Raw genomic sequence first — 26,964 nt, 5'->3', positions numbered from 1 at the left:
ATTGCCTCAAGCAATCAAAGAGCTTTATCAAGCAATCTATTATGGAGAGTTTGATCCTGGCTCAGGATGAACGCTGGCGGCGTGCCTAATACATGCAAGTCGAGCGAACGGACGAGAGTGCTTGCACTCTCTGACGTTAGCGGCGGACGGGTGAGTAACACGTGGGTAACCTACCTATAAGACTGGGATAACTTCGGGAAACCGGAGCTAATACCGGATAATATTTAGCTTCGCATGAAGCGATAGTGAAAGACGGTTCTGCTGTCACTTATAGATGGACCCGCGGTGTATTAGCTAGTTGGTGAGGTAACGGCTCACCAAGGCAACGATACATAGCCGACCTGAGAGGGTGATCGGCCACACTGGGACTGAGACACGGCCCAGACTCCTACGGGAGGCAGCAGTAGGGAATCTTCCGCAATGGACGAAAGTCTGACGGAGCAACGCCGCGTGAGTGAAGAAGGTTTTCGGATCGTAAAACTCTGTTGTAAGGGAAGAACAAGTACGTTAGTAACTGAACGTACCTTGACGGTACCTTACCAGAAAGCCACGGCTAACTACGTGCCAGCAGCCGCGGTAATACGTAGGTGGCAAGCGTTATCCGGAATTATTGGGCGTAAAGCGCGCGTAGGCGGTCTCTTAAGTCTGATGTGAAAGCCCCCGGCTCAACCGGGGAGGGTCATTGGAAACTGGGAGACTTGAGTGCAGAAGAGGAGAGTGGAATTCCATGTGTAGCGGTGAAATGCGCAGAGATATGGAGGAACACCAGTGGCGAAGGCGGCTCTCTGGTCTGTAACTGACGCTGAGGTGCGAAAGCGTGGGGATCAAACAGGATTAGATACCCTGGTAGTCCACGCCGTAAACGATGAGTGCTAAGTGTTGGGGGGTTTCCGCCCCTCAGTGCTGCAGCTAACGCATTAAGCACTCCGCCTGGGGAGTACGGTCGCAAGACTGAAACTCAAAGGAATTGACGGGGACCCGCACAAGCGGTGGAGCATGTGGTTTAATTCGAAGCAACGCGAAGAACCTTACCAAATCTTGACATCCTTTGACAACTCTAGAGATAGAGCTTTCCCCTTCGGGGGACAAAGTGACAGGTGGTGCATGGTTGTCGTCAGCTCGTGTCGTGAGATGTTGGGTTAAGTCCCGCAACGAGCGCAACCCTTATCTTTAGTTGCCATCATTAAGTTGGGCACTCTAGAGAGACTGCCGGTGACAAACCGGAGGAAGGTGGGGATGACGTCAAATCATCATGCCCCTTATGATTTGGGCTACACACGTGCTACAATGGATGGTACAAAGGGCAGCAAAACCGCGAGGTCAAGCAAATCCCATAAAACCATTCTCAGTTCGGATTGTAGTCTGCAACTCGACTACATGAAGCTGGAATCGCTAGTAATCGTAGATCAGCATGCTACGGTGAATACGTTCCCGGGTCTTGTACACACCGCCCGTCACACCACGAGAGTTTGTAACACCCGAAGCCGGTGGAGTAACCTTTTAGGAGCTAGCCGTCGAAGGTGGGACAGATGATTGGGGTGAAGTCGTAACAAGGTAGCCGTATCGGAAGGTGCGGCTGGATCACCTCCTTTCTAAGGATAATTACGGAAACAGACCATCAGGTCTGTAGGAATTGACATTGACATATTGTATTCAGTTTTGAATGTTTATACATTCAGATTGTACTTTGAAAACTAGATAAAGTAAGAAGATATAAAGATTTTACCAAGCAAAACCGAGTGAGTTCATATTTGAATTCTTGAAAAAATCGCGCGTCTGCATTTATGCAGACATCACAATATTAATAACAGATTAAGTTATTAAGGGCGCACGGTGGATGCCTTGGCACTAGAAGCCGAAGAAGGACGTTACTAACGACGATATGCTCTGGGGAGCTGTAAGTAAGCTTTGATCCAGAGATTTCCGAATGGGGAAACCCAGCATGAGTTATGTCATGTTATCCATATGTGAATACATAGCATATGAGAAGGCACACCCGGAGAACTGAAACATCTAAGTACCCGGAGGAAGAGAAAGAAAATTCGATTCCCTTAGTAGCGGCGAGCGAAACGGGAAGAGCCCAAACCAGAGTGCTTGCACTCTGGGGTTGTAGGACACTCAACACGGAGTTACAAAGGAATAGTTTAGACGAATGACTTTGGAAAAGTCAGCCATAGAAGGTAAAGGCCCTGTAGTCGAAAAGTTATTCTCTCCTGAGTGGATCCTGAGTACGGCGGAACACGTGGAATTCCGTCGGAATCCGGGAGGACCATCTCCCAAGGCTAAATACTCTCTAGTGACCGATAGTGAACCAGTACCGTGAGGGAAAGGTGAAAAGCACCCCGGAAGGGGAGTGAAATAGAACCTGAAACCGTGTGCTTACAAGTAGTCAGAGCCCGTTAATGGGTGATGGCGTGCCTTTTGTAGAATGAACCGGCGAGTTACGATTTGATGCAAGGTTAAGCAGTATATGTGGAGCCGTAGCGAAAGCGAGTCTGAATAGGGCGAATGAGTATCAGGTCGTAGACCCGAAACCAGGTGATCTACCCATGTCCAGGTTGAAGTTCAGGTAACACTGAATGGAGGACCGAACCGACTTACGTTGAAAAGTGAGCGGATGAGGTGTGGGTAGCGGAGAAATTCCAATCGAACCTGGAGATAGCTGGTTCTCTCCGAAATAGCTTTAGGGCTAGCCTCGCATGATGATTACTGGAGGTAGAGCACTGTTTGGACTAGGGGCCCCCCTCGGGTTACCGAATTCAGACAAACTCCGAATGCCAGATAATTTAATGCGGGAGTCAGACTGCGGGTGATAAGGTCCGTAGTCGAGAGGGAAACAGCCCAGACCACCAGCTAAGGTCCCAAAATATATGTTAAGTGGAAAAGGATGTGGCGTTGCCCAGACAACTAGGATGTTGGCTTAGAAGCAGCCATCATTTAAAGAGTGCGTAATAGCTCACTAGTCGAGTGACGCTGCGCCGAAAATGTACCGGGGCTAAACATATTACCGAAGCTGTGGATTGTCCGTAGGACAATGGTAGGAGAGCGTTCTAAGGGCGTCGAAGCATGATCGTAAGGACATGTGGAGCGCTTAGAAGTGAGAATGCCGGTGTGAGTAGCGAAAGACGGGTGAGAATCCCGTCCACCGATTGACTAAGGTTTCCAGAGGAAGGCTCGTCCGCTCTGGGTTAGTCGGGACCTAAGCCGAGGCCGAATGGCGTAGGCGATGGACAACAGGTAGATATTCCTGTACCACCTAAGATTGTTTGAACGATGGGGGGACGCAGTAGGATAGGCGAAGCGTACTGTTGGTTATGTACGTCCAAGCACTGAGATTGAGTATCAGGCAAATCCGGTACTCACCAAGATCAAGGTGTGATGGGGAGCGAAATTATAGTAGCGAAGTCGTTGATTTCACACTGCCAAGAAAAGCCTCTAGTTAGAAATTAGGTGCCCGTACCGCAAACCGACACAGGTAGTCAAGATGAGAATTCTAAGGTGAGCGAGCGAACTCTCGTTAAGGAACTCGGCAAAATGACCCCGTAACTTCGGGAGAAGGGGTGCTTTTTAGGGTGCAAGCCTTGAAGAGCCGCAGTGAATAGGCCCAAGCGACTGTTTATCAAAAACACAGGTCTCTGCAAAACCGTAAGGTGAAGTATAGGGGCTGACGCCTGCCCGGTGCTGGAAGGTTAAAAGGAGTGGTTAGCGTATGCGAAGCTACGAATTGAAGCCCCAGTAAACGGCGGCCGTAACTATAACGGTCCTAAGGTAGCGAAATTCCTTGTCGGGTAAGTTCCGACCCGCACGAAAGGCGTAACGATTTGGGCACTGTCTCAACGAGAGACTCGGTGAAATCATAGTACCTGTGAAGATGCAGGTTACCCGCGACAGGACGGAAAGACCCCGTGGAGCTTTACTGCAGCCTGATATTGAAATTCGGCACAGCTTGTACAGGATAGGTAGGAGCCTTTGAAGCGTGAGCGTCAGCTTACGTGGAGGCGCTGGTGGGATACTACCCTGGCTGTGTTGACTTTCTAACCCGCGCCACTTATCGTGGCGGGAGACAGTGTCAGGCGGGCAGTTTGACTGGGGCGGTCGCCTCCTAAAGAGTAACGGAGGCGCTCAAAGGTTCCCTCAGAATGGTTGGAAATCATTCGCAGAGTGTAAAGGCACAAGGGAGCTTGACTGCGAGACCTACAAGTCGAGCAGGGTCGAAAGACGGACTTAGTGATCCGGTGGTTCCGCATGGAAGGGCCATCGCTCAACGGATAAAAGCTACCCCGGGGATAACAGGCTTATCTCCCCCAAGAGTTCACATCGACGGGGAGGTTTGGCACCTCGATGTCGGCTCATCGCATCCTGGGGCTGTAGTCGGTCCCAAGGGTTGGGCTGTTCGCCCATTAAAGCGGTACGCGAGCTGGGTTCAGAACGTCGTGAGACAGTTCGGTCCCTATCCGTCGTGGGCGTAGGAAATTTGAGAGGAGCTGTCCTTAGTACGAGAGGACCGGGATGGACATACCTCTGGTGTACCAGTTGTCGCGCCAGCGGCATAGCTGGGTAGCTATGTATGGACGGGATAAGTGCTGAAAGCATCTAAGCATGAAGCCCCCCTCAAGATGAGATTTCCCAACTTCGGTTATAAGATCCCTCAAAGATGATGAGGTTAATAGGTTCGAGGTGGAAGTACAGTGATGTATGGAGCTGACGAATACTAATCGATCGAAGACTTAATCAATTTTATAGATTTTTTATTCGGGATTGCCGGGTAGAATCTAATATATCTTACTTACTTTATCTAGTTTTGAAAGTATAAACTATTTATTCTTTCATTTGTCTGGTGACGATGGCAGAGAGGTCACACCTGTTCCCATACCGAACACAGAAGTTAAGCTCTCTAGCGCCGATGGTAGTTGGTCTTACGATCCGCGAGAGTAGGACGTTGCCGGGCAATATATAAATGGATGCGATGAGCCGCACATTGGGGACCTGTTAGGTCTCTTTTTTTTTATGTCTTAATTTAAGTAAATTAAATGTGTTACAATAATAGATATTTAAAATAAATTGAAGTGAGTGTGTTACATGAAAATAACGATAAATTCAATTGAAGATACAGAGCGTCTCGCACAAACAATTGCGACGCTTGTTACGCGTGGGGATGTGTTGTTGCTCCATGGTGATCTAGGGGCTGGTAAGACGACTTTCAGCCAATTTTTTGGGAAAGCACTTGGTATAGAACAGAAGATTACTTCTCCTACATTTAATATTATAAAATCGTACGAAGGTAAGCTTCCGTTTCACCATATGGACTGCTATCGTCTTGAAGGTGCGGAAGATGATCTTGGATTTGATGAATATTTCTACGGAGATGGTGTCACAATTGTTGAATGGCCTGAGATGATTGAAGAATTCCTTCCAGAAGATTATATTGAGCTTAATCTTAAGTATATTGAAGATTCAAAACGTGAAATAGAGATTCAGGCGATGGGTTCTAGAGGAAATCGCTTAAAGGAGCAGATTATTGATGAAGTTACTGCATATTGATACGAGTAATCAGCCTTTATCCGTGAGTATTACTGATGGTGATAGTGTACTTGCTGAATTTAACAGTGGTATGCGTATTAATCATTCTATTACATTAATGAGTCAGATCGAGCGTTTATTGAAGTATACACAGTTAACGATGAAAGATATTGAAGGCATCGTCGTTGCTTCAGGACCAGGATCTTATACTGGTCTCCGTATCGGTGTGACAGCTGCTAAGACGTTGGCGTATACTTTGAATGTCCCTTTATATTCAGTTTCTAGCTTAGCTGCGTTAGCGGCAACTGTAAGGATGCATGAATTCCTGTTAATTCCTATATTTGATGCGCGTAGAAATCATGTGTATACAGGAATGTATCGTTATAAAGGTGTTAGATTAGAACGTGTTGAAGAGGATTGTTATATTTCTATAGATGAATTAAATGCTAAATTAAAGGCCCAGCACTTACCTTATATATTCTTAGGGATGGATGCTGTGAAACTTGAAGATACGTTAAAGGGTCCTGTATTTTATTGTATTCCTAGAAGTGCTGAAATGCGTCGTTTAATTGATATAGATCATCCAGTGAATGTTCACACATTTGAACCGACATATTTAAGGATATCGGAGGCAGAACGTAATTGGCTGAACAAACAGGATTAGTTATTAGAAAGATGGAACCGGGAGATGTCCCGTCAGTATATGATATTGAGCAAAAGGCCTTTCCGAGTGGATCGTGGACATTGGATGCTTTCTATCATGAACTGGAGAAAAATGAATTTGCGCACTACTTTGTACTTGTTCTGGATGGAGTAGTGATTGGCTATCTAGGCATGTGGATTGTGGTAGATCAGGCGCAAATTACGACTGTTGCAGTGAATGAACAGTTTAGAGGATTTGGTTATGGAAAGCTATTACTAGAGTATGTAATGAACTATGCACGAATAACATGTGAAATGATGAGTTTAGAAGTAAGAGTAGAGAATAATGCAGCACGAGGACTGTATGAAAGTCTTGGCTTTACCTATGGAGGCATTAGACGCGACTATTATGGTCCTGGTGAGGATGCGAAAGTGATGTGGGTGAAATTACGATGAATAGTGAGAAAGATATAACGATTTTGGCAATAGAAACAAGCTGTGATGAGACTGCAGCAAGTGTTGTACGTAATGGCTATGAAGTATTAAGTAACGTCGTCAATTCTCAAATTGAATCACATAAGCGATTTGGTGGTGTCGTACCTGAAGTAGCGAGTAGACATCACGTTGAGAATATTACGATGGTTATTGAAGAAGCACTTGTTGAAGCGCATATGACTTGGGATGACATTGAGGCTGTAGCTGTGACTGAAGGACCAGGGTTAATTGGTGCATTGCTTGTCGGTATAAATGCGGCGAAGGCATTGGCACTCGCACACAGTAAACCTCTGATACCAGTACATCATATTGCAGGACACGTCTATGCGAATCATATTGAAGAACGATTGACATTCCCGATGCTTGCACTTGTCATTTCCGGAGGACATACAGAACTTGTGCTCATGAAAGATCATATGGCTTTTGAAGTGATTGGCGAAACTCGAGATGATGCAGTTGGCGAAGCATATGATAAAGTAGCAAGAACGATAGACTTACCTTATCCAGGCGGGCCTCATGTCGATAGACTTGCTGCAAGTGGAGAAGATGTACTAGAATTTCCACGTCCGATTATGGATGATTATGATTTTAGCTTCAGTGGACTTAAAAGTGCAGTCATTAATAAACTGCACAATTTAAATCAAAAAGGGATCAGCTACAACAAAGAAGATGTTGCTGCAAGTTTTCAAGCAAGTGTTATTGATGTATTAACTACACAGACGTTTAAAGCGCTAAAAGATTATGATATTAAACAGTTACTTATATGTGGAGGTGTGGCGGCAAACCGTGGCATCCGTACACGTATGGAAACGATGTGTGATAGCAATGATGTTAAACTATTAATACCACCGTTAAATCTATGCACAGATAACGCGGCAATGATTGGAGCAGCAGCTTATTATCAATATATTGCAGGCAAGCTTGGAACGATGGACTTAAATGGACGTTCAAATATCGATCTATAGTTACAAAGTTGATAGTAAAGTAGCTGTCACAATAAAAAGGAAGTCATCGTAATGGATGACTTCCTTTTTATTGTAAAATCATAGCATAGAAATCTAATAATTTAGAAAGAATAATGCTTCCCATACATGCACGCTATGCCTAATTTATTATAAATTAACCGATAGAATATATATTGATTAAAAAACACGAACATACGTACTTGTACACAAGTTGTTAACAAAATGTGCATAACTATATGTCAATAGTACTTTTTACACATTAAAAGCGATATGTTTTTGCTGCAAATCTGTGGGTAAGTCTAATAACTTTGTGGATTACTTATAATATAACATTTTTATTGTGTATAACTGTGTGAATATCTGTTTTCAGAAAATAGCGTGTATTAATGAAAAATTATCCTTCTAATGCCATTTCGATGTCTGACCATTTTTCAAGTAATTTTTCATTTTCACTATTGAGTTTAATAAGTTCTTCATTGAATGTGTTTGCTTTTTCGATATCACTGAATACTTCTGGCTTTGTAAGTTCGAGTTCAATTTCATTGATACGCTCTTCGTTTGTTTCGATTTGCGTTTCCAGCTTTTCTTTTTGTCGCTCTAGCTTTCTGATCTCTTTTTGGTTCGCTTTGAATGCGTTATAGTCGTTCTCTTTATTTACGGATTTCGTTTGTTCTTCTGCTTGATGTGCAAGTATGGCCATACGTTCTTCTTCTTTTTCAATGAAGTAAGAATAGTCGCCTAGGAACATACGCCCGCCCTCTTTATCCATATGGAATACTTTCGTTGCGAGTTTGTTGATAAAATAACGGTCGTGACTGACAAAGAGCAATGTTCCTGGGTAATGGATGAGTGCATCTTCCAGTACTTCTTTCGCATCGATGTCTAAATGGTTCGTCGGCTCATCGAGTATGAGCACGTTATGATTTTCAAGGCTAAGCTTTGCGAGCTGGAGTCGAGCTTTTTCGCCACCGGATAAGTCATTGATGATTTTCTTGACATCATCTTGTACGAATAAGAAACGTCCAAGCACAGTTCTGATTTCTTTCTCAGGCATTGCAGGATAGTACTGCCATAATTCTTCCAACACGGTATTGTTCGATGAGAATTCAGCTTGTTTCTGATCGTAATAACCAATCGACAAGTTTGCACCGTAATGAACCTCTCCGGAAAGAGGCTTTAATAATTTAGCAATTGTTTTGATGAGCGTTGTCTTGCCGATGCCATTCGGGCCGATAAATGCGATTGCGTCTTGTTTAGAGACATCAAAGTTGATATTGGTTGCAAGAGGCGTTGAATAGCCGATTGCAAGATCAGTACAACGCAGTACGTCATTTCCTGTTTCTTTATCTATAGTAAAGCGCAGGTTCATTGAGTGGTCGTCTTGTTTTGGCATATCGATCTTTGTCATCTTCTCTAATACTTTGCGGCGGGACTTTGCCATGCCACTCGTCGATGCACGTGTAATATTCTTCTGTACGAATGTTTCTAGTCGTTTGATTTCAGCCTGCTGACGCTCATATTCGGCCTGCATCTTATCATAGAATTGATCACGCAGTTCAATAAATTTTGAATAGTTACCGGCATATTTCGTTACTTGTCCGAGCGCGACATCATATACTGTATTCGCAACCTTATCTAAGAAATAACGGTCATGTGAAATAATGACGATGGCACCGTTGTACGTCGTTAAGTAATTTTCCAGCCATGCAGTTGTATCCATATCAAGATGGTTCGTCGGTTCATCAAGTAATAGTAAGTCGGGATTATGAAGTAGCATCTCAGCAAGTGCGAGACGTGTCTTCTGTCCGCCAGAGAAGTTATCTATTTTCTTATGGAAGTCTTCTTCTGTGAAGCTTAATCCTGTTAAGACAGATTTGATCTTCGTTTCATATAAATAACCATCTTGTGATTCGAACTTTTGCTGCAGTCTTTCGTATTCTGCTAATTTCTCTTGATATGCATCACTCTGTGCATCTTCACTCTGTTCACTTAAGTAAGTGGCGATGTTATTTAACTCCTGCTGCATGCGCTCTAAATGTAAGAAGGGTTTCTTCATAGCCTCATAGACTGTACCTTCAGCATTTAAAGTCATCTGCTGTGTTAAGTAACCAACGTTTACATGTTTAGCAATAGACAGATGACCTGAATCGTAGTCTTCAGTTCCAGCAAGAATCTTCATTAATGTCGTCTTTCCGGCACCATTTCTGCCGACAATGGCTATACGGTCATTGGATTTAACTTCAAATTTTACATTTGAGAATATATTTTCACCTGAATAGGATTTTGTTAAATTACTAGCTTGTAATAGTATCACTTTGTTCACCTCTCTTTTATTGTACAGTAGTGTGATATCAGTGGGAATCATTTATCGTTAATTCATAATTTCACATAGTCATTTATTAGTATAGATGTTATAATTATATCGATGTGAAAGTTATCACAAAAAATAGAAACGGGTGAATAGGATGTCGAAGGACCAAATCAAGATTCCTAAAGCCACTTTGAAACGACTTCCTTTATATTATCGTTTTGTTAATACGTTATATAATTCAAATGTTGAACGAGTGAGCAGTAAGGAATTAAGTGAAGGATTACAGATTGATTCTGCAACAATACGCAGAGATTTTTCTTATTTTGGAGAACTTGGCAAGAAAGGATACGGATATAACGTTAAATTCCTGCTAAATTTCTTTAAGACGACGTTACAGCAAGATATGATTACGAAGGTCGCGATTATCGGTGTCGGTAATTTAGGGACAGCACTAGTGAACTACAACTTCTCGATTAATGATAGAATGAAGATAACAGCAGCATTCGATGTGAATGATGAAGCGATTGGTCGTAAGATTGGCAAGATTGAAGTTCAGGATATGAAAGAGTTTGAGAAGGTTGTAGAAGCTACAGGGATTCAAGTCGTTATCTTAACGGTTCCAGGTAGTGTTGCTCAAGACGTCGCAAATAGAGTGACAAAAGCACAAATAAAAGGTATATTAAACTTTACACCAGAACGTTTAAATGTACCGAGCGGAGTACATGTACATCACATTGATCTCGGCGTAGAATTACAATCATTAATTTTCTTTATGAAAAATCATTAGGGGGATAAATATATGTTTTTAGGTTTAGCATTATCAGGACCAGTTGTTATATTTCTAGGAATTATCGCTTTAATTATCTTTGGTCCTAAGAAATTACCAGAGTTTGGTCGTGCCATGGGAACATCTCTTAAAGAATTCAAAGATGCAACAGATGGCATCATGAAGGATCACGAAGATAAAGATAACAAAGATATCAAATAAATTGAAATTTTAAAGCGGCGATGTAGTGCCGCTTTTTGTATGAGGAGGTCAATTCCTTACATGAATAAAGATGATTTAACAGTAGTTGAGCATTTAGAAGAACTGCGTAAACGAATTATGACAGTCTGTTACTTCTTAGTAGCAGGCGTTATCGTCGGATTCTACTTCGGAAAGCCGGTCACAAAGTACTTGACGAAGGATGATGTGCCAAAAGAAATTACTTTACATTACTTTAAAGTAAGTGATCCGCTGACAATTTATATTACAGTGATTATGTTAATTGCACTCATCTTAATCTCGCCTGTTATTCTGTATCAAATATGGGCGTTTATCTCACCCGGACTGCATCCCAAAGAAAGAAGCGCTACGTTAGCATATATTCCGATCAGTATTATATTATTTCTTGCTGGGCTATTGTTCAGTTATTATTTAGTATTTCCTTACCTCATCTTCTTTACGTTAGGGCTCGCAAGCGAGATTGGTGTCAACCAGATGATTGGTGTAAGAGAGTACTTTAACGAAATGCTGCGCTTTACGCTGCCTTTCGGGTTTGTCTTTCAGTTACCGATTCTTTTACTGTTCTTAACACGACTTGGTATCGTCACACCGATGTTCTTAAGTAAGAACCGTAAGTATGCTTATTTTATTTTATTTGTCTTTGCCGCATTAATTGCACCTGCTGACTTTATGACGTATTTAATGTTCGCTGTGCCGATGTTACTGCTGTATGAAGTGAGTATCCAAATAAGCAAGATCGGCTATAGACAATATTTAAAAGGTGAACAGAAACTGATTGAAGAAGAACTTGAGAAGTAGTGACAAAGCTACTTCTTTTTTTATATTTTCTGATAGAATATAAGTAATATATTTCAAGGAGAATTATGATGAAGGAATCCCAGATAGTGCCATTAACAGAGCAGGAATTAGAGGAACTTGAAGCGCAAGTCGGCAGCAAGTTAGATGTGTATCCATCACAATTGAATTATAATATTGCTGACCATGGATTCGATTATCAGCCCGTCACCTTTATGCTGGATGAACAAGACCGTTGCCTATTAATCGGCAGAATTGGTGATGTACTTGCTACACCAAGGATTGTGTCAATCGAGGACGGACAGCTAAGACAACGGCCACTGCTTTCTTCTAGTAGGCAAGGCAAACTTGAAACAGCAGAAGGTTACGCCACAAGGAAGAATGTTCGCCTGCATCCTTATGAAGGCAATAATTATGAACTTGTCGCTGAGATTATAGAGAATAATGCCTTAGAATATATACTTGAATTACGTGTTTCAAGAAAAGAGCGCACGGTATTGATCTATGACACAGAGAAAAGAATATTTACTGTGGATCGTTCGGATAGTGGTTTGATTGATGAACCCTATACAAAGTTTATTACGTTGCACGAACCATTGACAAAGTTACACTGCATTGTTCATAAACAGACGATAGAGATATTTATCAATGATGGAGAAGCAGTAATGTCCACGCGTATTAATACATCAGAATCAGCAGATGGCATTAGAACATCGGCGGTTCATGGGGATGTTTATTTGAAGCTATGGAAGTATGATTTAAAGGATGCATAAAAACATCCACAAATTTTAGAAAATTTTTGTTTTAATTGTTTTCAGCAAATAGTATATTTATACTGAAGTGAAGCTAGCGAATTGAAATTAAATAGGGCATAACATTAATTGAATAAGATGTAAGGAGCTGAAATTATGTATTCAGTATTAGGTCAAATTACAAAGATGTACGATAGCTTTACACCAGTTGAAAAAAGGATTGCCGACGTTGTCATTGAGTACCCTGAAAAGGTGGTCAACTTACCAATCAAAGAAATTGCACATCTTTCAAATACAAGTGAAGCAGCCATTGTACGCTTCAGTAAGCGTCTTGGATTATCTGGGATTAAAGTGGTTAAGGTGGAGCTCGCACGTGAACTTCACACAATTGCAGATAAAAAGGTACCGACGAAGATTGAATTAACAGACGATGAAGAAGTAATGAAAGAGAAAGTCTTCAACAATACAATTCAAGCACTTTATAATACAGAGAAGGTCATTTCTGCTAAAGTGATTGATGAAGCGGCCCAGGCAATTACAAGTGCAAAACGCGTTATGATCTTTGGCGTCGGGAACTCAAGAGTTGTTGCGACAGATTTGCATGTAAAGCTGATGAATATTGATCAGTCTGCAATTCTGGCAACAGATCTTTTATCTGCGATTACATTATTAGGACACTATGAAGCAGGAGATGTATTATTCATTACATCTGAAACAAGTAAGAATAAGGTTATTACAGATATTTGTAAATATGCAAAAGAGAAAGGGATTAAGATTATATTATTAACACAAAAGTTCTCATCTCCTGCTATTCGTATGGCGGATATTGTACTTGCGATGGCGAAAGAAGAAAATGAAATCAATTTAGGATATATGACAGTACGTACAGCACAACTTACAATTGTGGACGTACTTTATTTAAGAGTTTGTGCGTATTTAAAGGATACAGTATTATCTAATATGCAGAATTTAAATGAAACACGTAAAATTACGCACGAACAAGAGAACTTATAATATAAAAAGCTGCATGTATGTACCGAATTATCGGTGCTATACCTGCAGCTTTTTATAGATGCTTTTATTTTTTTGATGAAACGGTCCTCATTCTTCTCATAGTGCCTAAAAAGCTTGCTATATTTTTCTTAAATAATCCCATAGTTACACTTCTAATTTTTTGTCATTATTCTAATTCCAATGCCGCTAGGGTCATATATAATATTTGAATTCTCGTCTTTTGACTGAGTTAATCCTTTTTCTGATAATGTTTCTAAAAAGTGCTGGAGGTCTTCTTCGTTCGGGATATTCAGATCAAATTTCCTTAATCCTGGATAGTCAAGACGTGCGCGCTCGGTCTGATGTTGCCATGTATTTAATCCGAGATGATGATGATACCCGGCTGTTGCCATAAATGCCGCCTGACTACCATAGCGAGTCATTACATCTAATCCAAACAATTCATTATAAAATGCAATGGACTGATTTAAATCAATGACTGATAGATGCATATGTCCGATGATTGTGTCCTTCGGCATACCATCGAATGGACGGTTATGATTCGCTTCAATAACAGCTGCATAATCCATCTCAGATGTACCCATGACGATATCACCATTTGGTTCAAACTGCCATTCATTGCTTGGCACATCTCTGTAAATCTCTATCCCATTACCTTCCGGGTCCTGCAAATAGATGGCTTCTGAAACATCATGATTGCTCGCACCTGCTAACGGATATTCAGTCTTAATGAGGTGGTAGAAAATATTGCCGAGCGCAGCACGAGAAGGAACTAATAGTGCAAAGTGAAACAGCCCTGCAGTTTGAACACGCGCATGATTCGTCTGATATAAGTAGATTAGAACGCTATCATTAACCCCAAGTGCTGAAAATGAAGGGGTATGCTCGATAATATCCAGACCTAATATTTCATGATAAAACTTTACGCTGTTATCCATAAAGTTAACGTTAAGATGTACAGCACCAATATGTGTGTCTTTCGAAAAGAATTGTTTCTCCATTATTATCCCTCTTTACAATGTATTATATATATTTTATATTTGATATATTAATTATACTAAAATTTGTTAGAATTGCAAAACATTCATTTCTGGCATTAGATTTTGATATGTTTCATTTATATATGAAATGTTAAATGTGTGTAACAATGCATCCTCATCATAGAAAAAGTGTACATTCTCCATTATAATTAATCTAAGTGGAAATTGGAGGAATTAAAAATGCACAAATTTAAGGTGAAAGCTGTTGCGGCATTGGTATGTACGTTCGGTTTAACGTCGTACCATGCAGCGCTGACTGAAGCAGCAGATAACTCAGTGACAGTAGAACAGCCATCAAGTGAGCAAGTAGAATCTATAAATACCGAATCTTCATTGAAATCGACTGAAGACAAAAGTTCAGAAAGCCCGGTAATTGAAATCTTGTCTACTGAAATTATCAAGGATGATGAGACGACAGAAATGCCAACAACAGAGGCACCAACAACAGAAGCACCAACAACAGAAGCAATGACCACAGTATTACCATCCAAAGAACAGACATTAACGACAGAATTACCTTCAGTTGAAGTCGATCAACCGACTGAACGCCTAACAGCAGAATATCCCGTTACAGAACATCCAACAGCAGAACATCCAACAACAGAGGATCCAGCAATCCAAGAACCGATAGAATCACCTACAGGTGAAGAGTTTACAGATTCAGTAATAACGCCTCCACAAGATAGTGATAATCAATCGGTGAGAGAGAAGTCACCTTTAAATGAACCGTCAGCAGGCACAGTTGATATTCCTGAGTTGCCTGATACTCCGGTGAGTCCAGTAGAACCTAGTGATAGTGAGCCGGAACATCCTTCTCTTGAAGAAGATGATGATTTGCTTGGCATTAATCCGGGAAAGTTTAAACCAACAGATGGCGAAGCGTATTATGCAGTGCTTGATAAACAAGTGTGTGACCTCGTGACACGTGAAATTGGTAAATCTAAAAAAAACCATCAAGACGAGGATTCAAAAACGACTTCAAAGCAAAAACAAAAAGTAAAAAAGCATTCTGAGCTGCCCGATACAGGTGAAAATGTCTTCATGTATGTATTAGCATCTGTGAGTTTGTTGTTATCAGGATTAATCTTATTAAGAAGATTATAACGTATCACAATGAAATAATATCCCCATCGATACAATATATCGATGGGGATATCTTTATAGTGAACTAAAAATTGCTCGTATCGATTTCATCAAGATAATCTTCAAGGAAAGTCATCGTATCTTCTAATGCACCATCTTGGAATGGAGAGCGTAAGTTTGCCGCTTCAACAATTTTATTGAATGGTAATGACCCACCAATATCACAGATGTGCAGATAATCTTTCCATGCCTCTTCAAAATCCTCTGTTGAACGTTTGAAGAACTGGAAGGCACAAACTTGTGCAAGCGTGTAGTCAATATAATAGAACGGCGACCCAAAGATATGACCTTGACGATGCCAGAATGCACCGCTTTCTAAAGACGCGATTCCGTCATGATCTTTATGCGGCAGATACTTCTGTTCAAGCTTCGTCCATTCAGCACGACGTTCTTGCGGCGTTAATTCAGGATGCTCATAGACGATATGCTGAAATTCATCAACGGCCACACCATAGGGTAAGAACTTGATGGCATCCCCGATATGTTTATATTTGAACTTATCTGGGTTGTTAAAGAAGAGATCCATCCATTTATATGTGAAGAACTCCATACTCATTGAATGAATTTCACATGATTCGTGCGTCGGCCATAAATAGTCCGGAATTAAGTCCTGTGAACGGTGTACTTGAAATGCATGCCCAGCTTCATGTGTAAGTACGGTAATATCATGATCTGTTCCATTAAAGTTAGAGAAGATAAACGGCGATTTATAGTCTTGGATAAACGTACAGTAACCTCCAGCCTCTTTCCCTTTCTTCGCTTCTGCATCAAACAGTTCGCGGTCCATCATGAACTGGTAGAATTCATCTGTTTCTGCACTGAGCTCTTTATACATTTTACGACCGTTCTCTAAGATTGTTTTCCCATCATCTTTTGGTTTCTCGTTCCCTGATAAGAACACAATGTTCTCATCGTATGGCTTTAAGCTATCCCATCCATTACGCTTCATTTGAGACTGATACAAACTTTGTGCAACTGGGACAACATGCTTATGAATCTGATCACGATATCTCTTTACCATGTCGGGTGTGTAATCCACTCGGTTCATACGCACATAACCAAGTTCGATAAAGTTTTTAAAGCCCAGTTTCGTTGCGATTTCATGACGTACTTTAACGAGTCGATCATAGATTGCATCGTACTGCTCTAACTGCGCAGCACGATATTCTTCCATTGCAAGTTTCGCTTCCTTACGTACGGATCTGTCTGCAGAATCGAGAAATTGTCCCATCTGAGCGAACGTGTATGTTTCACCTTTAAATTCAATTTCTGCTGAAGCAACGAGCTTACTATATTCAGATGAGATTTTATTTTCTTTGTTCAAGAGATCCTTGATTGAATCATCGTACTGTTTCACGAACAGCTCAGCAAGATCAAACAGCTGGTCACCATAGGTTTCACGCAATTCATCTTTAAATTTACTGTTTGCAAGTGCATTATAGAACTTGGATTCAATCTGAACGACTTCTCCACCATGTGCATCCAGATAATCTCGCTCTTCAGAATAAAATGCATCATTTGTATTAATTGAAGCACGCACGTAAGCAAGATTCATTGCAGTATCAAGATGCTTTCTTACTACGTTAATCTCATCAATCAGCTTTATTTGTGCTTCAGCAGATGATGCTGCTTCAAACTGTTCAAGTAACTGATCGATAGATTGGTCAACTGCATGCAAGTCAGGTCGCTCATATTTATAGTTTTGGAATGTTGTCATATAGCTGCTCCTCATTGTCTAATTTTTCTTACTATTCTAATAATACTTCAATAATCGAAATAATGAAATACAAAAATTCTTAAAAATCTGTTATTTAATAGTATAATTAAATTAATACGCTGAGGAGGGGTCATATGACGAAAATAGATAAACAGTTACAGCTTACGACAGCAGAGCTCGTAAGAAAGACACATGAAGCAGGCATTCCGGTTATGATTGTATTTGAGGGGATACCAGCTTCAGGAAAGTCACGACTATCTAACGAACTCTTGCTGACGCTTGATGCAAAATATACAAACTTCTATGCGACGAAACGTCCGGATGAAGAGTTATTACGCTATCCATTCCTGTACCCATATTGGAACAACATTCCGAAAAAAGGCGGGGTAACGCTGTTCTTTAGGAGTTGGTATGCCCAGAAACTTGATTTTGAAGAGCATGGCTATAAGAAAGATATCATTAAAGATTATGATTTATTAACGCAGGAAATTAAAGGGTTTGAATCGATGTTGTCAGATGATGGCTATGTGATTATTAAATTTTATCTATCAGTAAATGAACAAAAGCGTCAGGAGCATATAGAGCAGACGAAGAAGAATCCATTGACACGCTGGAAAGCTCAGGAATATGAAACGAGTATTCCGACCAAAGTCTACCAGGACGGTATGATTGATTTGATGAAAGCGACAGAAGAGATTGCACCATGGACACATATCGACTATACAGAACGTGGTAAAGCAGTCAATGAAATGTACGAAGTCATCATTAAGCGACTTGAAAAAGCGCTGAAAGCTAAAGAGAAATCTAAGCAAGATGAACGAGACGGCGCCTTTACAGAAGACTTCTCAACAGACATGTTCGAGGATACGTCGGATGATATGTCTAAAGCAGAATATAAAGAACTATTACCGAAATTACAGGCGCGTATCCGTGAACTTCAATATGCACTGTATGAACGTAAAATTCCTCTGATGCTCGTATATGAAGGCATGGACGCTGCAGGTAAGGGCGGTAATATTAAACGTGTCCGTGAAAGTCTGGATCCAACAGGATACGAAGTGAATGCCATCAGTGCACCAACTGAAACAGAACTGAGCTATCACTATTTATGGCGCTTTGCGACAGATGTGCCGAGAAGCGGGCATATCGAAATCTTCGACCGCAGCTGGTATGGACGTGTACTCGTTGAACGTGTGGAAGGCTTCGCAACGAATAAAGAATGGCAGCGCGCATACGATGAGATTAATAAATTTGAGAAAGCATTGACGATAGAAGGTGCCATTGTGATTAAGTTCTTCCTTGTTCTGGATAAAGATGAACAGTTGAAACGCTTTGAAGAACGACAAGTTACCCCTGAGAAGCAATGGAAGATAACAGATGAAGACTGGCGTAACCGTGAGAAGTGGGACCTATATCTTGAAGCAAGTAAAGATATGATTGATAATACGACAACCGAACATGCACCGTGGGTAATTATCCCGGCAAACAACAAACGAGCCGCACGAATTAAAGCACTGAAAACCATCATCTCCGTATGTGAAGAACGACTGTGGAATGTGAAGAAGCTTTGGTAGTAAAAGGACGTGACACGCGCGTCCTGACCCAAAGCATAATGTGAACAACGCAAAGAAAAAGTTCTTTGTTTTCTGTGTTGTTTGCATTATGCCGAAAGGGTCAGCGAGTGGAACGCCGTAAAAAGGACGTGACACGCGTTTAGCCACGAACAAAATCCTAAAAAATAAGCTTGAGACATTTGTCTCAAGCTTATTTTAGTTAAATAAATGCCATATAAAGTTTGTCTGCTCTAATTGTTTCTGTGCTTCAATCACTTTATCAGCGAATACAACTTGCATTAAGACGACGAATCCATTCATCAGCATATGTGCTGCGATTGGCACGATGATACGATTCGATAATACATATAAACCACTGAATACGACTGACATGCCCATGTAAATGAGTGTATGATTGAAATCACTGTGTGCTGCTGAGAAGATAAAGCCGCTGATGAGTACGCTGATTGTAAAAGCAACGGCGCGGTTTCCTTTAATTAGTTCATAAAGCTCCCCGAATATAACTTTTCTGAATACGAATTCTTCCAATATCGGTCCGACAATTGCAATCAGTATAATGAATATAGGAGCTTGTTTCGCGATACCCATAATCTGCGTCGTATTCTGACTTTCCATAGGTTGATTTAATATATATGTATTGACCATGCCGAGCATCATCTGCGTAAATAATGAAATGAATAATCCTCCGATGATTAACCCGATTGTTGATAACGTATCAGTCTTAACTGAACGTTCAAGGTGTGTCTTATTTTTGATTTTCGTATTGATATAGATAACAAGAATACTTGCTACGACAAATGACCCGACGTAATATGGGATGGATTTTAAGAACGCTGCATCGTTATCAAGCCCTTGCTTAAGAAAGATACTGGTCGGTATTAATACGAATAATTGTGATCCGATATAAAGTAATACGGTAAGGATGTTAATCCATTTTCTATTATGCTTCACTTTAAAACTCCTCTAATAAATAATATCCTTATTCATTGTACCGTAACTATCCATTAATTAGAAAGCAATAAGAAAGCAATCAAATATTATTAATAAAAATAAAGTAAAATGTTTGCAATTTTGACCTTCTTTGATTATTATGAAATTATATTAGCACTACATATAAGAGAGTGCTAAAAAATCATTAATGTGATTATAAGGAGGAAAAAATCGTGTTAAAACCATATGGAAATCGTGTTGTAATTCAAAAGACTGAAAGAGAGACAACGACAGCAAGTGGAATCGTCTTAACAGATTCTGCGAAAGAGAAGACAAATGAAGGGACTGTAGTTGCAGTAGGTACAGGACGCATCCTGAATAATGGTGAACGCGTTGAGATTGGTGTTAGCGTTGGTGACCGTGTCGTGTATGAGCCATTCGGCGGTACTGAAGTTAAGACTGGTGATGAATCTTATATCGTATTAAAAGAAGAAGATATTATTGCAATAGTAGAATAGCAGATAGAAGTATAGAAGATATAATTCACAAATTTATTAATAAATGGAGGAATTAACTAATGGTTAAAGAGATTAAGTTTTCTGAAGATGCAAGACGAGCAATGCTTGCAGGTGTAGATAAATTAGCAGACGCAGTTAAAGTAACACTTGGACCTAAAGGACGTAACGTTGTATTAGATAAGAAGTTTGTTGCACCTTTAATTACAAATGATGGTGTAACAATTGCGAAAGAAATTGAATTAGAAGATCCTTATGAGAACATGGGTGCAAAACTTGTTGCTGAAGTAGCGAACAAGACAAATGAAATTGCTGGTGACGGTACGACAACTGCAACGGTACTCGCACAAGCCATGATTCAAGAAGGTCTGAAGAACGTAACGAGTGGCGCTAACCCAGTTGGTATTCGTCAAGGTATCGATAAAGCAGTAGCAGTAGCACTAGAAGAACTTGCAGCAATCTCTAAAGCAGTATCAAGCAAAGAAGAAATCGCGCAAGTAGGTAGCATCTCAGCAGCTGACGAAGAAATCGGTCAGTTCATCTCTGAAGCGATGGAGAAAGTCGGTAACGACGGTGTCATCACAATCGAAGAATCTAAAGGATTCAAGACTGAACTTGAAGTCGTTGAAGGTATGCAGTTCGATCGTGGCTATGCTTCACCTTATATGGTAACAGATTCAGATAAGATGATTGCAGACTTAGAGAATCCTTACATCTTAATTACAGATAAGAAGATCTCTTCATTCCAGGACATCTTACCGATCTTAGAACAAGTCGTTCAAACATCACGTCCAATCTTAATCGTAGCTGAAGACGTTGATGGCGACGCACTGACAAACATCGTATTGAACCGTCTACGCGGAACATTCACTGCAGTAGCAGTTAAAGCACCAGGATTTGGTGACCGTCGTAAAGCGATGTTAGAAGACTTAGCGATTCTTACAGGTGGACAAGTGATTACTGACGACCTTGGATTAGAATTAAAAGACACAACAGTAGAAATGTTAGGTAACGCTAGTAAAGTTCATGTAACGAAAGATAACACAACAATCGTTGAAGGACGCGGCGATGCTTCAAACATCGATGCACGTGTTGGACAATTAAAAGCTCAAATCGAAGAAACAACTTCTGAATTCGATAAAGAGAAGTTACAAGAACGTTTAGCGAAGCTAGCAGGTGGTGTTGCAGTGATTAAAGTCGGTGCTGCAACTGAAACAGAACTTAAAGAACGCAAATTACGTATCGAAGATGCATTAAACTCTACACGCGCAGCAGTAGAAGAAGGTATCGTTGCAGGTGGAGGAACAGCATTAGTATCTATCTACAACAAGGTTGCAGCAGTTGAAGCAACAGGCGACGTTGCGACAGGTGTGAAGATCGTACTGAAAGCACTTGAAGCACCAATCCGTCAAATCGCTGAGAATGCAGGACTTGAAGGCTCAGTGATTGTTGAGAAGATTAAACACGCTGAAACAGGTGTCGGCTATAACGCTGCAACGGATGAGTGGGTAAACATGATCGACGCAGGTATCGTTGACCCAACAAAAGTAACGCGCTCAGCATTACAAAACGCAGCAAGTGTTGCGGCAATGTTCTTAACAACTGAGGCAGTAGTAGCAGAAATGCCAGAAGATAACCCAGCACCAGACATGGGAATGGGCGGCATGCCAGGAATGATGTAATTTAAAATATACCGATCATCAGAAATGAAGTGCACCCCTAAAGTTGAACCTTAAAATTCAACTTTAGGGGTGTTTATTTTGAATAAAAAGCATGATCTTGATTTTAAATTAAAACTAATCAAAGAATATAAAGAAGGAAATATTGGTTATGATTCATTAAGTAACAAATATGATATCGATCCTTCACAACTAAAAACATGGACTTACCAATTTGATACCTTCGGTATTGACGGTCTTATATCCAGTATGACCAGAAAGAAATATTCAACAGATGAAAAATTAAGAATCATTCAGTATAGAATTACTAATCAACTTTCATATAAAGAAACTGCTAGAATCTTTGATATTACTAATCCTACTTTAATAGCTCAGTGGCAGATGAAATACAATCAATATGGTATCCTAGGTTTAGAATCAAAACCGAAGGGTCGTGCGTCTAAAACTATGAAAAATAAAAAGGTTGATAACACTAGTTTAAACGAAAGTGAACGACAAGAATTAATACGCTTACGTGAGGAAAACAGGAGATTAGAAATCGCAATTGCTCTCGAAAAAAAGTTACAATCCTTAGCTCGAAAAAATCAAACAAAGAAATAGTAGCTGCTATTATTGAGTTAAGGAATGAATCTAACTATAAGTTAAAAGAAATATTATCAGTAGCTATGATAGCGAAAAGTGTATACCATTATTGGAAATTACGACTTAGTGTCACTAAACATAAAGACAATTATTTAATTACTTTGATTAAAGAAATCATTAACAAACATAAAAATAGGATAGGTTATCGTACAGTAACCGACGAACTAAGAGAGTTAGGTTTTGTAGTTAACCATAAAAAAGTTCTTAGAATAATGAGAGAAAATAATTTACTTTGTACAAAGTTTAAGCATAGAAATAGAACATATAAGTCGTACAAAGGGAAAGTTGGCAAAACAGCTAAGAATAAATTGAATCGCAGATTCGTAACTAATCGCCCATATCAAAAATTACTTACTGATGTAACACAATTCAACATTAAAAATGGAACTAAGCTATATCTGTCAACAATTTTTGATGTATGTTCGAAAGAGATTATTTCTTATTCAATTAGTAAGCGTCCAACATTGGAATTCGTTATGGAATCATTGTTAAAAGCAATTAATGTAATTCCAGACCTTCCCTATAGAACTACAATCCATTCCGATCAAGGGTGGCAATATCAGCATAAATCTTGGGTACAATCTTTGAAAAAGAATAGAATTATTCAAAGCATGTCTAGAAAAGGTAATTGTCTTGATAATTCTCCGATGGAGAATTTCTTTGGTATTTTAAAACAAGAAATGTTTTATGGAGAAACATTTGATTCTTATGATGAACTAGAAGAGGAGATTATTGACTATATGGAGTATTATAATTTAGTCAGAAAGAAGAGAAAATTAAAAAGCAAGACTCCTGTAGAATACAGAAATCTTGCTTTAATGAAAGTAGCTTAATAAAAAGTTCAACTTTTTGGGTTCACTACAAAATGATGGTCGGTTTTTTTGTTTATGGATAGTGGTTCAAGTTGGCTCGTAAAAAATAAACATGAGCCAAGATGCCCCTAAGACCAGAGTAGAGCTGCTCAAGTTGGCTCATAAAATAAAAACATGAGCCAAGGTATCCCTGAGACCAGAGTAATGTTAATCAAGTTGGCTCATAAAATAAAAACATGAGCCAAGTCAATCAACATCTTCCTCGCTCAAAGCTACTTCCTCAGACAACAGCCTAATCATTTGAACATGTACTTAAAAAATGTACAATTTTCGTTGACAATTTTATTTATCATCTTTACAATTGAGAAGAATTATCAATGATAATAATTCTCAATTACAGGAGGTTAAGGAATGAAAAAGTTATACATATTATTCATCGCATTTATCACATTACTTGCTGCATGTGGTAATCCATCTGCATCAAAGGAAGAGAAGAAAGACGGTTCAAAGGATACAGTTTCTGTTAAACATGCTATGGGTACAACTGAAGTACCAAAAGATCCGAAGCGTGTTGTCGTGTTAACGAACGAAGGTACTGAAGCGCTTATTGCATTAGGTGTAAAACCTGTCGGAGCAGCAAATTCTTACGCTGGAGATCCATGGTATGATCACTTAAAGGATAAATATAAAGGTATCGAACCAGTCGGTAATGAAAGTGAAATCAATATTGAGCGTATTGTTAAGCTAAAACCAGACTTAATTATCGGAAACAAATTCAGACAAGAAGCACAATATAAAAAGTTATCAGCGATTGCACCAACTGTATTCTCTGAAGAGTTACGTGGTGACTGGAAAGAGAACTTCAAATTATACGCGAAAGCTGTAAACAAAGAAGATAAAGGGAAAGAAGTATTAGCTGATTACACGAAACATGTTGATAAAACACGCGAAGCTTTAGGAGACAAGATTAATTCAGAAATCTCAATGGTTCGTTTCATGCCGGGTGACGTAAGAATTTACCATAAAGATACATTCTCTGGTGTTATTTTAGATGAAGTAGGTTTAAAGCGTCCTAAAGGTCAGGATAAAGATGATTTTGCAGAAAAAGGTTTAACGAAAGAGCGTATTAGCGCAATGGATGGCGATTACTTATTCTACTTCACATTCAATACACCGAAAGAAGATGTTACAGCTGTAGAGAAAGAATGGGTTAATGATCCTGCATTCAAAGCATTAAAGGCTTCAAAACAAAACCATGCAATGAAAGTTGACGACTCAATCTGGAACACTTCAGGTGGTGTATTATCAGCACATATGATGCTTGATGATTTAAAGGACAAAATTTTAAGTGCAAAGTAATGGCATAAAGTTAGTTTTACTTTCATTGCTGTTAATTGTCAGTATGATATGCAGTTTAATGTTTGGTTATAAAGTTTTTACTGTGTCAGATGTGTTTCATGCATTATTTCAAAACCAGCACATCGACGATCACAATATTCTAATGAACTTAAGATTGCCAAGAACACTTCTTGCAGCACTGATCGGGTTGATGCTCGGGATAAGTGGTGTACTCATTCAGACCGTGACGCGTAATCCGTTTGCGAGTCCGGGGATTATGGGTGTTAATAGTGGTGCGAGTTTATTCGTTGTTACTGCAATCGTCATATTTAATATTAATGGAACATTTCAATTAAGTGTTATCGCATTTATCGGTGCATGTGTTGTTGCTGCGATGATTGTCGGAGCAACGACATTACCGGTAAGACCATTATCAATAATGGAACTAACGTTGTTTGGTGCAAGTATTAGTGCTTTTTGTATGGCAGTAACACAAGGGTTACTCATTTACAATGAATCAGCGATTGAACAAGTAATCTACTGGTTAAGTGGTGCAGTTAGCAATAAGAAATTATCGATACTCACACATTTATGGCCTTTTATTGTTATTGGAATAACGCTCACGATTTATAACATTAAAAATTTGAATGTTTATTATCTGGACGATACGGCATTAAAGTCGGTCGGTGGGAATATACTGCGTATTAAGTTTATTACTATGCTGAGTGTTGCTTTACTCAGTGGTGCATCTGTTGCAATTGCAGGTCCGATTGCATTTATTGGTCTGATTACACCCCACATTACGAAAATGATGGTTTCAAGTCATAATCATATTGTGCTGTTACCAGCTGCAGGACTGATCGGTGCAGTACTACTCGTTACAAGTGATATACTGAGCCGTTATCTGTTATTTCCTCAGGAGATACCGGTTGGAATTGCAACAGCGATGATAGGTTCACCGATATTCTTCTATTTGATTCTTAAGCGTAAGGAGCAGATGTCATGAAATATATCGTGAATATTATATTGCTGCTGCTTGTAATGATGATAGGACTAATGTTTGGTGATGGTTTCATTCATCCGGTTGAAATTGTAAAAAGTTTTGCGGGTCAGAGTGATACGTATACGAATTTAATTATTCGCTCGCTGCGTTTACCGAGAGTACTGCTTGCTATAATAGCAGGTGCGGCGCTTGGTGTAGCCGGATGTTTGCTGCAGCGAATTACTAAAAATGAACTGGCTTCACCTGACGTTATCGGGATTTCACAAGGAGCGGTCGTCGGTAGTTTATTCTTCTTGATTATACTGACAACTGCGACAGAACAATTACTATTTCCGATAGCGTTTCAAAGTATCGCATCTATTGTCGGTGCAATTCTCGTCACATTCGTGTTATATCACTTCGCATTAAAGTGCACGTTCTTAAAGGAACGTCTTATACTGCTTGGTATCTGCATGAATATCTTCTTTCAGGGGATAATAATGTTTCTCATTATGTCTTCTAATAAAAGAAGTGCGCAGGCTCAAATATGGATTACAGGTTCCGTACATCTTGCTGAATATTATCAAGTTATTGTCATAACGCTGATCATCATCATCGTTATGATTGTGATGGCATATTATACGAGGCATCTGGATATTCATCAGTTAGGTTACAGCATGTCACATGGATTAGGATTAAGTTATCAAAGCATGACAATATTAACGCTTGTTTGTGTCAGTATCCTTACGGCAATAAGTGTAAGCTTCGTAGGTGGTATTCAGTTTGTTGGTTTAATCGCACCACACATCGCGAAAAAAATAAAGCATCATTCATTTACGCAGTTTGTATTTACGAGTGGTGTCATCGGTGGTGTGATTTTACTGTTAAGTGACTTGATAGGTAGAACAATATTTTTACCAGTTGAAATTCCAGCAGGTGTATTCACTGCTCTTATCGGTGCACCATTCTTTATATATTTGTTGTTTAGTAAACGATTTAAGCAACGTTAATTGATAGATTGGAATCCGGCACAATGACAAGAAAATGATTTTATGATTTTCTTGTCTTGTGCTGGATTCTTTTATTTTTCAT

The 26,964-nt window shown here is 39.8% G+C and carries 22 protein-coding genes and 3 rRNA genes; 21 read left to right on the top strand and 4 right to left on the bottom strand.

Features of this window, described 5'->3' with window-relative positions; translation table 11 throughout:
- Window positions 1-38 precede the first annotated feature (38 nt).
- From KYI10_09850 to tsaD, 7 genes are all read left to right on the top strand, one after another.
- Window positions 39-1,592, top strand: a 16S ribosomal RNA gene (locus KYI10_09850).
- Window positions 1,593-1,810: 218 nt separating this feature from the next.
- Window positions 1,811-4,735 (top strand): 23S ribosomal RNA (locus KYI10_09845).
- A gap of 98 nt (window positions 4,736-4,833) precedes the next feature.
- A 5S ribosomal RNA gene (gene rrf, locus KYI10_09840) occupies window positions 4,834-4,948 on the top strand.
- The 16S, 23S and 5S rRNA genes sit together here, the layout of an rRNA operon.
- A gap of 131 nt (window positions 4,949-5,079) precedes the next feature.
- Window positions 5,080-5,541, top strand: a complete 462-nt coding sequence (gene tsaE, locus KYI10_09835; GenBank protein QYA32625.1) for a tRNA (adenosine(37)-N6)-threonylcarbamoyltransferase complex ATPase subunit type 1 TsaE — start codon at window positions 5,080-5,082, stop codon at window positions 5,539-5,541.
- Complete coding sequence (gene tsaB, locus KYI10_09830) at window positions 5,522-6,184, top strand: tRNA (adenosine(37)-N6)-threonylcarbamoyltransferase complex dimerization subunit type 1 TsaB (GenBank protein QYA33966.1); 663 nt, start codon at window positions 5,522-5,524, stop codon at window positions 6,182-6,184. The genes tsaE and tsaB overlap by 20 nt, the downstream gene beginning before the upstream one ends.
- A gap of 11 nt (window positions 6,185-6,195) precedes the next feature.
- Window positions 6,196-6,618: a ribosomal protein S18-alanine N-acetyltransferase gene (gene rimI / locus KYI10_09825; GenBank protein ID QYA33965.1), complete on the top strand. Its 423-nt coding sequence runs from the start codon at window positions 6,196-6,198 to the stop codon at window positions 6,616-6,618.
- Window positions 6,615-7,622 (top strand): tRNA (adenosine(37)-N6)-threonylcarbamoyltransferase complex transferase subunit TsaD, encoded by a 1,008-nt coding sequence (gene tsaD / locus KYI10_09820; protein QYA32624.1) that lies wholly within the window; start codon window positions 6,615-6,617, stop codon window positions 7,620-7,622. Before rimI ends, tsaD begins: the two co-directional genes overlap by 4 nt.
- Window positions 7,623-8,016: 394 nt before the next feature.
- Here the strand turns inward: tsaD and KYI10_09815 are convergent, their stop codons facing one another.
- Window positions 8,017-9,936 (bottom strand): ABC-F family ATP-binding cassette domain-containing protein, encoded by a 1,920-nt coding sequence (locus KYI10_09815; GenBank protein QYA33964.1) that lies wholly within the window; start codon window positions 9,934-9,936, stop codon window positions 8,017-8,019.
- Window positions 9,937-10,087: 151 nt separating this feature from the next.
- Between KYI10_09815 and KYI10_09810 the strand changes: the two genes are divergently transcribed.
- The 5 genes from KYI10_09810 (at window position 10,088) to KYI10_09790 (ending at window position 13,500) form a co-directional block, all read left to right on the top strand.
- Window positions 10,088-10,720, top strand: coding sequence for a redox-sensing transcriptional repressor Rex (locus KYI10_09810; GenBank protein QYA32623.1), 633 nt, complete (start codon window positions 10,088-10,090; stop codon window positions 10,718-10,720).
- A 12-nt stretch (window positions 10,721-10,732) separates the two neighbouring features.
- Entirely contained in the window at window positions 10,733-10,921 is a 189-nt protein-coding gene (locus KYI10_09805; protein QYA32622.1) for a twin-arginine translocase TatA/TatE family subunit, read from the top strand.
- 60 nt (window positions 10,922-10,981) lie between these two features.
- Entirely contained in the window at window positions 10,982-11,737 is a 756-nt protein-coding gene (gene tatC, locus KYI10_09800; protein ID QYA32621.1) for a twin-arginine translocase subunit TatC, read from the top strand.
- 65 nt (window positions 11,738-11,802) lie between these two features.
- Entirely contained in the window at window positions 11,803-12,507 is a 705-nt protein-coding gene (locus KYI10_09795) for a GH32 C-terminal domain-containing protein (protein ID QYA32620.2), read from the top strand.
- A 135-nt stretch (window positions 12,508-12,642) separates the two neighbouring features.
- Window positions 12,643-13,500, top strand: coding sequence for a MurR/RpiR family transcriptional regulator (locus tag KYI10_09790; protein QYA32619.1), 858 nt, complete (start codon window positions 12,643-12,645; stop codon window positions 13,498-13,500).
- A 152-nt stretch (window positions 13,501-13,652) separates the two neighbouring features.
- On the opposite strand, the gene KYI10_09785 is transcribed toward KYI10_09790, so the two are convergent.
- Window positions 13,653-14,501 (bottom strand): VOC family protein, encoded by an 849-nt coding sequence (locus tag KYI10_09785; GenBank protein QYA32618.1) that lies wholly within the window; start codon window positions 14,499-14,501, stop codon window positions 13,653-13,655.
- A 219-nt stretch (window positions 14,502-14,720) separates the two neighbouring features.
- Here KYI10_09785 and KYI10_09780 point away from each other — a divergent pair, with 219 nt between their 5' ends.
- A complete protein-coding gene (locus KYI10_09780; protein ID QYA32617.1) occupies window positions 14,721-15,644 on the top strand; it encodes an LPXTG cell wall anchor domain-containing protein in 924 nt (307 codons plus the stop codon).
- 64 nt (window positions 15,645-15,708) lie between these two features.
- On the opposite strand, the gene KYI10_09775 is transcribed toward KYI10_09780, so the two are convergent.
- Window positions 15,709-17,400, bottom strand: a complete 1,692-nt coding sequence (locus tag KYI10_09775; GenBank protein QYA32616.1) for a M3 family oligoendopeptidase — start codon at window positions 17,398-17,400, stop codon at window positions 15,709-15,711.
- Between the two features lie 134 nt (window positions 17,401-17,534).
- On the opposite strand from KYI10_09775, the gene KYI10_09770 reads away from it, so the two are divergent.
- Window positions 17,535-18,974, top strand: coding sequence for a phosphate--AMP phosphotransferase (locus KYI10_09770; GenBank protein ID QYA32615.1), 1,440 nt, complete (start codon window positions 17,535-17,537; stop codon window positions 18,972-18,974).
- A gap of 195 nt (window positions 18,975-19,169) precedes the next feature.
- On the opposite strand, the gene KYI10_09765 is transcribed toward KYI10_09770, so the two are convergent.
- Window positions 19,170-19,925: a type II CAAX endopeptidase family protein gene (locus KYI10_09765; GenBank protein ID QYA32614.1), complete on the bottom strand. Its 756-nt coding sequence runs from the start codon at window positions 19,923-19,925 to the stop codon at window positions 19,170-19,172.
- Window positions 19,926-20,137: 212 nt separating this feature from the next.
- Between KYI10_09765 and groES the strand changes: the two genes are divergently transcribed.
- The 7 genes from groES (at window position 20,138) to KYI10_09730 (ending at window position 26,882) form a co-directional block, all read left to right on the top strand.
- Window positions 20,138-20,422, top strand: coding sequence for a co-chaperone GroES (groES, locus tag KYI10_09760; GenBank protein QYA32613.1), 285 nt, complete (start codon window positions 20,138-20,140; stop codon window positions 20,420-20,422).
- A gap of 59 nt (window positions 20,423-20,481) precedes the next feature.
- Complete coding sequence (gene groL / locus KYI10_09755; protein ID QYA32612.1) at window positions 20,482-22,101, top strand: chaperonin GroEL; 1,620 nt, start codon at window positions 20,482-20,484, stop codon at window positions 22,099-22,101.
- Between the two features lie 69 nt (window positions 22,102-22,170).
- Window positions 22,171-22,698 carry a transposase gene (locus KYI10_09750; protein ID QYA32611.1) on the top strand — a complete coding sequence of 176 codons (528 nt, stop codon included), beginning with the start codon at window positions 22,171-22,173 and terminating at the stop codon, window positions 22,696-22,698.
- The gene (locus tag KYI10_09745; protein ID QYA33963.1) at window positions 22,629-23,573 is read left to right on the top strand and encodes an IS3 family transposase; all 945 of its coding nucleotides are present in this window, start codon (window positions 22,629-22,631) and stop codon (window positions 23,571-23,573) included. The genes KYI10_09750 and KYI10_09745 overlap by 70 nt, the downstream gene beginning before the upstream one ends.
- Before the next feature lie 390 nt (window positions 23,574-23,963).
- Complete coding sequence (locus KYI10_09740; protein QYA32610.1) at window positions 23,964-24,911, top strand: iron-siderophore ABC transporter substrate-binding protein; 948 nt, start codon at window positions 23,964-23,966, stop codon at window positions 24,909-24,911.
- Window positions 24,901-25,896, top strand: a complete 996-nt coding sequence (locus tag KYI10_09735) for an iron ABC transporter permease (protein QYA33962.2) — start codon at window positions 24,901-24,903, stop codon at window positions 25,894-25,896. The genes KYI10_09740 and KYI10_09735 overlap by 11 nt, the downstream gene beginning before the upstream one ends.
- Window positions 25,893-26,882, top strand: a complete 990-nt coding sequence (locus KYI10_09730; protein ID QYA32609.1) for an iron ABC transporter permease — start codon at window positions 25,893-25,895, stop codon at window positions 26,880-26,882. The genes KYI10_09735 and KYI10_09730 overlap by 4 nt, the downstream gene beginning before the upstream one ends.
- Window positions 26,883-26,964: the final 82 nt, after the last annotated feature.

It is taken from the genome of Macrococcus sp. 19Msa1099 (genome assembly GCA_019357535.2).
GTDB classification, from domain to species: domain Bacteria; phylum Bacillota; class Bacilli; order Staphylococcales; family Staphylococcaceae; genus Macrococcoides; species Macrococcoides psychrotolerans.
The sequence above is the reverse complement of the archived record's forward strand: the minus strand, read 5'-3'. Positions and strand labels throughout refer to the sequence as shown.

Bases quoted from the DNA above. Each gene is read 5' to 3' on its own strand.
- tsaE (QYA32625.1), top strand. From the start codon at position 5,080: ATGAAAATAACGATAAATTCAATTGAAGATACAGAGCGTCTCGCACAA.
- tsaB (QYA33966.1), top strand. From the start codon at position 5,522: ATGAAGTTACTGCATATTGATACGAGTAATCAGCCTTTATCCGTGAGT.
- rimI (QYA33965.1), top strand. From the start codon at position 6,196: ATGGAACCGGGAGATGTCCCGTCAGTATATGATATTGAGCAAAAGGCC.
- tsaD (QYA32624.1), top strand. From the start codon at position 6,615: ATGAATAGTGAGAAAGATATAACGATTTTGGCAATAGAAACAAGCTGT.
- KYI10_09810 (QYA32623.1), top strand. From the start codon at position 10,088: ATGTCGAAGGACCAAATCAAGATTCCTAAAGCCACTTTGAAACGACTT.
- KYI10_09805 (QYA32622.1), top strand. From the start codon at position 10,733: ATGTTTTTAGGTTTAGCATTATCAGGACCAGTTGTTATATTTCTAGGA.
- tatC (QYA32621.1), top strand. From the start codon at position 10,982: ATGAATAAAGATGATTTAACAGTAGTTGAGCATTTAGAAGAACTGCGT.
- KYI10_09795 (QYA32620.2), top strand. From the start codon at position 11,803: ATGATGAAGGAATCCCAGATAGTGCCATTAACAGAGCAGGAATTAGAG.
- KYI10_09790 (QYA32619.1), top strand. From the start codon at position 12,643: ATGTATTCAGTATTAGGTCAAATTACAAAGATGTACGATAGCTTTACA.
- KYI10_09785 (QYA32618.1), bottom strand. From the start codon at position 14,501: ATGGAGAAACAATTCTTTTCGAAAGACACACATATTGGTGCTGTACAT.
- KYI10_09780 (QYA32617.1), top strand. From the start codon at position 14,721: ATGCACAAATTTAAGGTGAAAGCTGTTGCGGCATTGGTATGTACGTTC.
- KYI10_09775 (QYA32616.1), bottom strand. From the start codon at position 17,400: ATGACAACATTCCAAAACTATAAATATGAGCGACCTGACTTGCATGCA.
- KYI10_09770 (QYA32615.1), top strand. From the start codon at position 17,535: ATGACGAAAATAGATAAACAGTTACAGCTTACGACAGCAGAGCTCGTA.
- groL (QYA32612.1), top strand. From the start codon at position 20,482: ATGGTTAAAGAGATTAAGTTTTCTGAAGATGCAAGACGAGCAATGCTT.
- KYI10_09740 (QYA32610.1), top strand. From the start codon at position 23,964: ATGAAAAAGTTATACATATTATTCATCGCATTTATCACATTACTTGCT.
- KYI10_09730 (QYA32609.1), top strand. From the start codon at position 25,893: ATGAAATATATCGTGAATATTATATTGCTGCTGCTTGTAATGATGATA.